General features: G+C 32.5%; 8 protein-coding genes. 4 read left to right on the top strand and 4 right to left on the bottom strand.

What is annotated here, in order from left to right:
• Positions 1–1,169 precede the first annotated feature (1,169 nt).
• Entirely contained in the window at positions 1,170–3,134 is a 1,965-nt protein-coding gene (locus tag ABJF08_RS05265) for an endonuclease (protein ID WP_348115022.1), read from the bottom strand.
• A 119-nt stretch (positions 3,135–3,253) separates the two neighbouring features.
• On the opposite strand from ABJF08_RS05265, the gene ABJF08_RS05270 reads away from it, so the two are divergent.
• Complete coding sequence (locus tag ABJF08_RS05270; RefSeq protein WP_348115023.1) at positions 3,254–4,411, top strand: DUF3095 family protein; 1,158 nt, start codon at positions 3,254–3,256, stop codon at positions 4,409–4,411.
• Positions 4,412–4,492: 81 nt separating this feature from the next.
• Here the strand turns inward: ABJF08_RS05270 and ABJF08_RS05275 are convergent, their stop codons facing one another.
• The gene (locus tag ABJF08_RS05275; protein WP_348115024.1) at positions 4,493–5,035 is read right to left on the bottom strand and encodes a hypothetical protein; all 543 of its coding nucleotides are present in this window, start codon (positions 5,033–5,035) and stop codon (positions 4,493–4,495) included.
• A 206-nt stretch (positions 5,036–5,241) separates the two neighbouring features.
• Here ABJF08_RS05275 and ABJF08_RS05280 point away from each other — a divergent pair, with 206 nt between their 5' ends.
• On the top strand, positions 5,242–5,883 hold the full coding sequence (locus ABJF08_RS05280; protein ID WP_348115025.1) for an SDR family oxidoreductase: 642 nt from the start codon (positions 5,242–5,244) through the stop codon (positions 5,881–5,883).
• An 81-nt stretch (positions 5,884–5,964) separates the two neighbouring features.
• On the opposite strand, the gene ABJF08_RS05285 is transcribed toward ABJF08_RS05280, so the two are convergent.
• Complete coding sequence (locus ABJF08_RS05285) at positions 5,965–6,777, bottom strand: hypothetical protein (protein WP_348115026.1); 813 nt, start codon at positions 6,775–6,777, stop codon at positions 5,965–5,967.
• Between the two features lie 212 nt (positions 6,778–6,989).
• Positions 6,990–8,441 (bottom strand): glyceraldehyde-3-phosphate dehydrogenase, encoded by a 1,452-nt coding sequence (locus ABJF08_RS05290; RefSeq protein WP_348115027.1) that lies wholly within the window; start codon positions 8,439–8,441, stop codon positions 6,990–6,992.
• A gap of 288 nt (positions 8,442–8,729) precedes the next feature.
• Here ABJF08_RS05290 and ABJF08_RS05295 point away from each other — a divergent pair, with 288 nt between their 5' ends.
• Both ABJF08_RS05295 and ABJF08_RS05300 read left to right on the top strand, forming a co-directional pair.
• A complete protein-coding gene (locus ABJF08_RS05295) occupies positions 8,730–9,065 on the top strand; it encodes a PadR family transcriptional regulator (RefSeq protein WP_348115028.1) in 336 nt (111 codons plus the stop codon).
• Positions 9,065–9,778, top strand: a complete 714-nt coding sequence (locus ABJF08_RS05300) for a hypothetical protein (RefSeq protein WP_348115029.1) — start codon at positions 9,065–9,067, stop codon at positions 9,776–9,778. Before ABJF08_RS05295 ends, ABJF08_RS05300 begins: the two co-directional genes overlap by 1 nt.
• The last annotated feature ends 189 nt before the right edge of the window (positions 9,779–9,967 follow it).

Genomic DNA, 9,967 nt, shown 5'->3' on the forward strand with positions numbered 1-9,967 from the left:
TTTATACTATGTCCCATTCTGATATAGCAACATACTAAAATCTTAATGTAATGGAAACATATGTAATTGTTAGTTGTGTTTAATGTGTCTAAAAAGACTATTCCTTTTTATTCGATTATCTGGTAGTAAAAGAAATTGAAAGCTAGAGTTATTTATTTAGTTGAATAAGCAGATAAAAAGTTAGTTATTTTGATAATTGATCTAGAACAAAAGGTATTTGATACGGATATCAAAATCGTTACAAGCTTGATTTATTGAAATAAAAGTATAAGGAGTAATAATGAAATCATAGTGTCTATCTGTAACTTACTTGGGCTTAACAGACAGGTTTATTATAGACCTCGAGAACACAAGGTAATTATCTTAGTTAATGATGTGCGTTGTGTGATGGGTAGAATAGGAACTAGAAAATATATCATATACTAGAAAAAAAGCTATCTGAAATAAATGTGGAGTACATAAGCTTTTAAAAATACTTAGAGTAAATCATATGCTTATAATACTTAAAAGAAGCTATCATATAACCACTGATCCTCATCATTGATTCACAAAATATAAAAAGATAGTCAACTATTTGTACATAAACATAGCAGAACAAATATGGGTAAGTGATGTAACTTATATAGGAACTAGCATAATCCATTTGATCTAGCATTAATAACCAAAAATGATAGTTGGTGTAATGTAACTATGAGTCTAGCTAAAACATGCTTTCTTTAAGCATTAGCAATGCCACCGGATGAGTGAAACTATAATAACATCTATTTAATCCATCACTTTCACAGAGAATTTCAAAATTACTCAAATGCGTATCAAGCTTTACTAGATAAAAATAATATTAAATCGCGTATGACAAAAATTACTATCCCTATGAAAATGCTATTGTAGAGAGATTAAATGGAATTTTAAGCCAAGAGTTTTTTATGAATAAAAAAAATAAAATATAGAGCTAAAGAAGATACTCGTTAATGAATCCATTACAATATACAACTCATTTAGATTACATATTGCTAATCATAAGCTGACACCTATTTAAACGTACAAATAATATCAGTTATTCAAAATATATACAATAAAAAACTCAATGAAGCTAGATCTATCTTCATTGAGTTTATTTTAAGTTTAATCCGTTGGATATTTTGTATTTATTATTTGGAATTAAATAATCATTATTTCACTAACAACTTAACAACTTTGCTATCTCTACCTTCATTTAACTTTATAAGATATATACCTGATGCTAAATTATGGCTTATTCTAGTAGTATCATTAATATCTTCCTTTTTTATAACCCTTCCAAATGAGTCATAAATAGCAACATTAATTGGCTCATTAACATTTGAAATTGTAAAATAGTTAGTTGACGGATTAGGTGTTACAACTATTTTAGATAATTTTTCAGACTGTTCTGAAAGTGTGAAGTTTTGGCCTATGTCATTTCCATAAATTAGTTCTACTAATTCTGGATTATCAATGAATGGATTTCTGTTATTTTGCCATGTGTAAATAACGTTATTACGATTCATTTCAAAATCATCAGGCGGATCATTTCTGTGCCATTGAATCAAGGTTGCTAAGTCACCTATTTGTCCCCTTGTTGTATTTGCAGGATTACCATTTACCATCGCAAGATTGTTATATCTCAAATCCATATAAAATAATGCACGAGCAACGTCACCATGCCAACTGCCTTGAGAACCTATAGGACCATTATATTCTGGGAAATCATTGTTACCTCTAGAGCTATTTTCTGGTCCGTCTGCTGCTCTTAAATGATGTGCATCACTATTACCATGTCTTAAACTATCTGCGTTGGTTTCTGTCCATATAGACATGCCGTCTGTAATCTCGTCGTACTCAATTGATGAAAATGGGCCTCTTGATCTAGACCAGATGTGTTCTCTATTCCATTTACCTGTATTTGTACTACCAGTTTGAAAGTCTATTACTCTACGTTCTTGTTCTGTATAGATTAACCAAACATTGTTGGAATTTAAAGGAGATGCATCTGATTTTTTTAATATTTCTGTTACATCATTATAAGTATGAATGCGAACTACGTTTTCTTCAGAAATGAGTGCGGTAATTGCTGTTTCTAATTGTGGTGAAGCTAGATTATTCAAACTATTATAATAATCACTCGGTGCAGTGCTAGCTACAATACCGTATGTAGGTGCTAGTGGAGTGCCGTAGGTTGCTACCTGAAAATCATTATCAATAACCACTATTTCCTCAAGATCCTTTAATCTCTTAAAACCTATTGGTAAATTATCATCTAAGTTAATACGTAAAGACTCATCGCCTTCATCAATAGTGTCGTCGGTAATGGTAAAACTTAGTGTTGTACTAGTCTGACCAGCTAGAATAGTAAATGAAGAAGCTCCTGTAAAGTCATTAGCATCAAAGCCTAGGTTATTAAAATTAAAACCTAGGGTGAAATCTGTGGTAGGTGCATCGGTTAGTGTAAAGGTAATGTCAAATGTATCAGGTTCTGTAAGTTCAGTTTTACTAGTTGTAAAACTAACACCATTATAAGTAGGTGTTGTAGAATCGTTTAACGAGTGCGGTGTAGGGCTTTTAGTTTCATATGTCCCATCTGTTTTACGTTGTACTGATTCTGTTGTTTTATTACCGTTTTCATTTTCATTGTATTGAACTGTAATACCTAAAAATGTCATTAATGCTACATTATCAGCATCATCAGTGTCATATATTAACGCATCAACTAGATTTACTTGAGATGGAAATGTTCTATCTGGCCAGTCGGTATCGTCACCTCGGTAAATTGCTACAGCATCTGCGCCTAGTTGTATATTACTTTCTGCTATGTAACGATCTGGGACTGGTGATACTAGAGAGCTACCTAGAACTACTAGACCATTGTCATCCGTTACAAGACCATCAAGATCTACTGTGTAATAACTGCGCCCCATTCCTGTACTAGAACTTGTAGAACCATTAAAAAATACAAGGACAAAACCGTCTAATTGATAAAATGGAACATCAGATTTTAATTCAACAAATTGCCTATCGTTTGTGCTAGGAGTATCTGCATCTAATTCGTTTATGACTACTTGTGATTCCGCTTTCGCGAAAGCGAGAACAGCAAATAGTAAAAAGTATATTTTTTTCATATCAATAGGGGTTTTTGCAAAAATACCACTAATGAGTTAGATTCAATGATACTAAATGGTTAAGAGATTTTAATATTACCTTGTGATATTAGAATAGATTAATTCTTGTAATTTTGATTATGGCTTCTACAGATACATTGTTTTATTCTAATCTGCATTTACATTATGGTTCTATCCATGAATTAATAAGTGATGAAGGCGCTTTTACGAATGTTCCAGACTCTTGGAATATAATTGTTACGGATGTAGAAAAGTCTACACAGGCTGTGCAAGCTGGAAAGCAACAACTGGTTAATCTTGCTGCTACTGGCAGTATAGTTGCCTGCCTTAATATTTCTCGAGAAAAGGGAATTGAGATTCCTTTTTTCTTTGGTGGTGATGGGTCAACACTTATAGTCCCTGATGAGATTTTAAATGAATGTTTATTTGCTTTAAATCTGCACCAAGAAAGGTGTTCTATTTCGTTTGATTTCTTTTTAAGAGTAGGGTACCGTAAAGTTGGAGAAATGACTGATAAAGAAGCGTCTCTTAAAATATTAAAATACAAGCGTAACGATCTCCATTTAATGCCTGTTATCTTAGGGAATGCACTACAAATGGCAGAAAATGAAATCAAAGCCTCGCCTCCAGTAACTGCTATAGAGCAATTTAATTTTAATCTAGACCTTAACGGTATGGAGTGCAAGTGGGATAAAATAAGCCCACCAGATAATAAGAATGAGATTATTTCTTTAATTATTAAGGCTGTAAAAGTCGAGAATCAATCTAGTTTATATAGTCAGATTTTAGAGAAAATAGAATTGATATATGGAGATGATACAATACGCCATCCTATCGTTGCAAAACGATTAAAAATGGTCAATAGTTTAAGCAGAATTAAGGAAGAAGTAAAAATGAAGTTTAAAAATGTTACAACTAGCAGGTTAGTTTCTAGCTGGTGGCGTGGTGTTATGGGAGGCTGGTTCACTAAAAATACTCAGAAGGGTAAAAACTATATAAATGATTTAATTCAACTTACAGAAACTTTACTTTTAGACGGCTCTATTAATACCGTTATTACTGGTAATGTGAAACAAAGAACAAAGTTGTTAGAATATCTCGATGGGTTAGAAAATGACAATTTGATAAATTATGGATATTACAGTAGTAGCAGTAGTGTGTTATCTTGTTTTGTAACTGCTATAGATGATTATCATATTCATTTTTTAGATGGTGAAAACGGAGGTTATACCCAAGCTTCTAAGGTTTTAAAAGCAAAGATGAAATTGGTTAAATAACATTTTATTTTTGGCAACCCTTTTTAATCCCTACAATGTAGACGCTGAGATAAACAATGTAATTTAATAGTCTTTCATCCTTTATCGAACAAAGTAATGAAACTGTCCTTGATAAAAATTATGCATTTTACGCGTGCTGTTACGTAATAAAATATAAGGTAATACGATGGCTATACCAACAAAAAAGATTATAAAGGGAAGCATTATCAGGGCAATAGCACTATCAGTTATTACACTAAATATCATACTTAAAAGTACGGTAATACAGTATAAACCAGCAATAACCATGTAAATGAAAATTGTGATTTTAAAGGAGTTTACCTTAACAGTTATTTTAATTCCTCTTTCAGTTTCTGTCACATAACCATGCGCTATTGCAGTATGTTTTCCAAAATCAAGGAAAGCTGCTTTATGTTTAATTCTAAAATGATTATTAATTACTAGACCTTTATACCTTCTATAGTCAGAGGAGAATAAATCTTCTAGGTCGGTAAACCATCCTATCTCACTATATAAAGTCATATCACCTAATTTGCGAGCAAAATCATATGCACTAATAGGTAATTCTATAGTAAAGAATGATATGATACCTACATTATGAAGAAATTTGTCAAAGCTGGTCAAACGCTTGTGGGTTTATTAGTTTAAAATATGATTGTGGTAAAAATACGAGATTAAATATCTATGTAAGTTACAAAATCTTAATGTGCCGGTAAATAAGTTAAATGCAGCTTAATAAAAGAATAAGGCATAGTTAATATGTGCCTAAAATGGGGTTAAACCCTATTCAATTAAGTCTTTAAGATAGCTGTTGTAAGTATCTTAGTACTATGGAAAAAGTATTAGTAGCAGGTGCAACAGGTACCACAGGAAAACAAATAGTAAATCTTTTAAATGAGTCTCAATATTTTGAGCCGATAGCCATGATACGTAAAGAAGAGCAGAAAGAACAATTTGAAGCTCAAAATGTAAAATGGGTAATGGGTGATCTTTCTGAAGATATTTCCCATACTTTTAAAAATATTGATAAGGTAATTTTTGCCGCAGGTTCTGGAGGTAAAAAAGTAGTCGAGATAGATCAAGAAGGAGCAAAGAAGGTAGTGGACGGAGCTAAAACAAATGATATTAAAAAATTTGTGATGCTTAGTTCTATGGGAGCAGATAATCCAGAAGAGGCTGACCAATTAGTAGAATATTTAAAAGCAAAGCATAATGCTGATGTTTATTTGAAAAATAGCGGTCTTAACTATACGATAGTTAGACCTGGTTCTTTAATTAATGACAGTGCGTTTAATCATATCGAACTCTCACATAAATTAAATAAACATGGAGAAATCTCTAGAGCAGATGTGGCACAAACATTAACTAGAGCATTACACGATGATACTGCAAATAAAGAAACTTTTGAAATCATCAAAGGTGAAACCTTGATAAGTAAAGCACTAGATACCATGAGTACAGCGACAGTATAAAATCTGATTAAGAAAAAGATCTAGCTAAATATAGAAAGCCATCTCAATTTGAGATGGCTTTTTTATTTAGTTTTCACAGTTTTAAGCTAGTGGATAATCCCTATTTACTTTACTTATTCTGTCATGAACTTCTATAACTCGAGTAGAAGATACAAAACCTATTTCCTTAACTAGATTACAAGTGGAAAATCGCTGACTCTTATATCGATATTCTTCTAACCATCTATCATGAATATCTTGTTGCTCATTATTACGGTCAGGAAAAATGATTCTAGGTAACTTCTGTTCGACACGATTAGGTTTTGGGGTTAACCTCGCGCGATAACAATTTTGTTTATCACACATATAGTTGTAAAGACGGTCGCCATTGAAATCTTTTAAGATAAATTTTGTTTCTGAGCTTCTCACTGGGTGATTAAAACCACTTACTAGAACTCGATAGCCTTTATAAGTTTCATAAATTCTAAAACCTAACTGATTATAAATACTCTTTGCAGCCGCTTTTTCTATAGCTGCAAGCATAAAGTCTTTGTTAGTTTTACCACGTCTGAAGAAGATTTTCATAAAACTTAACTTGTAACTGTCTACATCTATAAACATGGTGTCAGTAGAATTAAGAACCAGTGCACCATACCTATTACGTGTAATGATATTGTTACTGTCTATTTTTTCAATGATTTCTTCCATAATATCAACCTCATAATTGGGGTCGTTATAATAGATTCTGTTTATTTTTTCTTGAATCTTTGTAGCTGCTTTGTCCATTCTTTGTTCTGCATCTTCTCTAGCATGATCCATAGAAATATCTGACCCACCGTAAACACTTGATTCTTGGGTAAAACCGTCTATATGTAAAACTTTAGAGGCAGTTGCCCAATATTTGAATATTCTCATGAAGTAACCATTAACTTTAAGTAGAGTGACTATTAAACTCTCCAGACAATAATCAAATTTAATGAAAATGAGACTTTGTAGAATAGATTTTGAAATGTATTCGCTATCGCGAAAGCGGAACATTTATCAAAAAAGTAATCTAACTAAAAAGCCATCTCTTATTGAGATGGCTTTTTCACGCTTTAGCAAATTTGAAAGCAATTTATAAAAAATTAGTAATAAGTAAAACGTCTTACTTTTGCGATATACTTAGCCAGTCTAATTACCTGGTGGCTATATCCATATTCGTTATCATACCACACATAAACGATAGCATTTTTCCCATCTGGACCTACTATAGTTGCATTAGAGTCATAAATAGACGGTGCGTTAGAACCTATAATGTCGCTAGAAACTAATTCATTATCAATAGAATACTTTATTTGTTCTACTAGATCACCTTCTAGAGCATATTTCTTGATGGTAGCATTAAGAGCGTCTTTAGAAGTGGCAGTTTCTAATTCTAGATTAAGAATAGCAAGAGAACCATTAGGTACAGGAACACGTATAGCGTTAGAGGTAAGTTTACCTTCAAAAGAAGGTAGTGCTTTACTCACTGCTTTTCCAGCACCAGTTTCTGTAATAACCATATTAAGTGCCGCAGCGCGTCCACGACGGTACTTACTATGCATGTTATCCACTAGATTCTGATCATTAGTATAAGCATGTATCGTTTCTAAATGACCTTTTACAACGCCAAAACTATCTTCTATCGCCTTTAATACCGGCGTTATAGCATTAGTCGTACAACTCGCTGCAGAAAATATATCTACTTGATCAGGATCGTTCTCTAACTGATTTACACCGTGTACGATGTTAGGAATACCTTTTCCTGGTGCAGTAAGAAGTACTTTATGAGCACCTTTTGCTTCTAGGTGGCGGGCTAGTGCCACGTCATCTCTAAAAGCACCAGTATTATCTATAATAAGAGCATCGTTAATACCGTATGCTGTATAATCTATGTCTTCTGGCGCATTTGCGCTTATTACTTTTACAGTTGTCCCGTTAACAATAAGAGACTCTTGTTCTAGGTCATAGCTTACCGTACCAGAAAAATCTCCATGTACACTATCTTGTGCAAGAAGAGAAGCACGTTTTTCAAGAACAGATTCTGTAATAGCGCCACGAGTCACTATGGCACGTAGTCTTAACTGGCTGCCTTTACCAGCCTTGCTCATTAACTCTCTAGCAAGTAAACGTCCTATTCTACCAAAACCATAAAGCACCACGTCCTTAGGAGTGATTTCTTCAGTTTTTTGTGCGTCACCCAGTTTACTCATGACAAAAGCCATGGCATCCTGCATTTCGTTTTCTTCTAGATGGTATTCATAAGTAAGTTTACCTATGTCCAGTTTAGAAGGTGGTAAGTCTAGAGATAGAATAGCTTGTGCAATTTCTACACTGTCAAAAACCGAAATAGGTTTTTGTACAAACTCACCAGCATACTCATGTAGGTTAATGATCTCGCTTACGTTTCTATCAATAAGCTGATTTCTAAATAGTACCAGTTCTATAGAACGGTCATACCATAGGTCGCTTACGACTTTAATAAATGCAACAGCTGCACGTCGCCTGTCAGTTTGAAAAGCGAGCTCTTTTTCATAAGTATCTACTTGGTTACTCATAAATGTGGGTTTAGTGTGTTTAATTTTTTGCAAAAGTAATAATACTATAACGTTATAGTAGAATTTATTTCGACTTATTTATGTGTTTTGTTTAATTTAATTAGTGAATTGTGATGGTTATAGATTCGCTTTCGCGAAAGCGTAACATATAAAACTGCTCCTAACTACTATAAAAGTTGATTGTTTATGAGTTTATTACTCTCACTATTTCTTAAAAATATAATTTTTTCAATAGAAATTATTATTACCTAAGATTCTTATGTATGTTTGTACCTAAGAATCTTAGGTATGTCCAATAATAAATTATACAGAGGTAGTTTAACCACTATAATCATGCGCCTGCTAGAGCAAGAAGGAAAGATGTATGGTTATGAAATTACTCAAAGAGTAAAAGAATTAACTAACGGTACAATGGATGTTAAAGAAGGAGCTCTTTATCCTTCTTTACATAAATTACAGTCTGAAGGTCATTTAAAAGTAGAGGCAGAGAAGGTAGAGAATCGCATTAGAAAATATTATTCTCTCACGCCGCAAGGTGAGAAAGAGGTTGTGAATATGATGCAAGAATTAAAGGAATATATGGAGAATATGCAGGCTATTATTAACCCTAAACTATCATTCTAATGAATAAATTAACTCAAGAACACATAGAAGAGTTATTTGTATTTACTCAAAAACATTATGTAGAATGGTATGATTTACAGTCAGAACTTGTCGATCATCTAGCAAATGGAATAGAACATCAATGGGAAGAAAATCCAGATCTAAGCTTTGAAAAAGCACTACAGAAAGAGTTTAAGAAATTTGGCGTGTTCGGATTTATGGATGTGGTAGAAGAACGTCAGAAATCCTTAGGTAAGAAGTACTCTAAACTGATATGGAAACATACCTTAGAGTTTTTTAAGTTACCTAAAATCCTATTGTTGATTTTATTTAGCGTTACCATTTTTTATCTATTGAGATTAATAAGCGTTTCAGCAGATTATTTGAGTGCGGTAATTGTAACTCTATTTATAGGCTATTTTGTTAAACTATCTGTTTCTTATTATAGAGAAAGAAAAAGAAGCCTTGAAAGTGGTGAGAAAAAATGGCTGTTTAAAGATATCATTATGCAGCATGGAGCAGGTTTTGGTTTAGGGTTAATTCCGATTCATTTTTTTAATATCCTCATTCCTAATACAAATTCATTTGCCAGTATGAATCTTTGGGTAGTTGGTATCATTAGCTTTTTATTTGTATTAATGTGTGTCATGTTATATGTCATGCAAGTTGTTATACCTAAAAAGATGGAAGAATACCTAGAAGAAACCTATCCAGAATATAAACTGGTAAAATAGTATTAATAAAAAATCTCCAAATAACTAGATAGCCATTTGGAGATTTTGCATTTTTAAACTTAAACTTAAACTTAAACTTAAACTTAAACTTAAACTTAAACTTAAACTTAAACTTAAACTTAAACTTAAACTTAAACTTAAACTTAAACTTAAACTTAAACTTAAACTTAAACTTAAACTTAAACTTAA

Source organism: Nonlabens sp. (genome assembly GCF_039941875.1).
In the GTDB taxonomy this organism is placed as follows: Bacteria; Bacteroidota; Bacteroidia; order Flavobacteriales; family Flavobacteriaceae; genus Nonlabens.

Coding starts and splice junctions, on each gene's coding strand:
- ABJF08_RS05265 (WP_348115022.1), bottom strand. CDS start 3,134: ATGAAAAAAATATACTTTTTACTATTTGCTGTTCTCGCTTTCGCGAAA.
- ABJF08_RS05270 (WP_348115023.1), top strand. CDS start 3,254: ATGGCTTCTACAGATACATTGTTTTATTCTAATCTGCATTTACATTAT.
- ABJF08_RS05280 (WP_348115025.1), top strand. CDS start 5,242: ATGGAAAAAGTATTAGTAGCAGGTGCAACAGGTACCACAGGAAAACAA.
- ABJF08_RS05285 (WP_348115026.1), bottom strand. CDS start 6,777: ATGAGAATATTCAAATATTGGGCAACTGCCTCTAAAGTTTTACATATA.
- ABJF08_RS05290 (WP_348115027.1), bottom strand. CDS start 8,441: ATGAGTAACCAAGTAGATACTTATGAAAAAGAGCTCGCTTTTCAAACT.
- ABJF08_RS05295 (WP_348115028.1), top strand. CDS start 8,730: ATGTCCAATAATAAATTATACAGAGGTAGTTTAACCACTATAATCATG.
- ABJF08_RS05300 (WP_348115029.1), top strand. CDS start 9,065: ATGAATAAATTAACTCAAGAACACATAGAAGAGTTATTTGTATTTACT.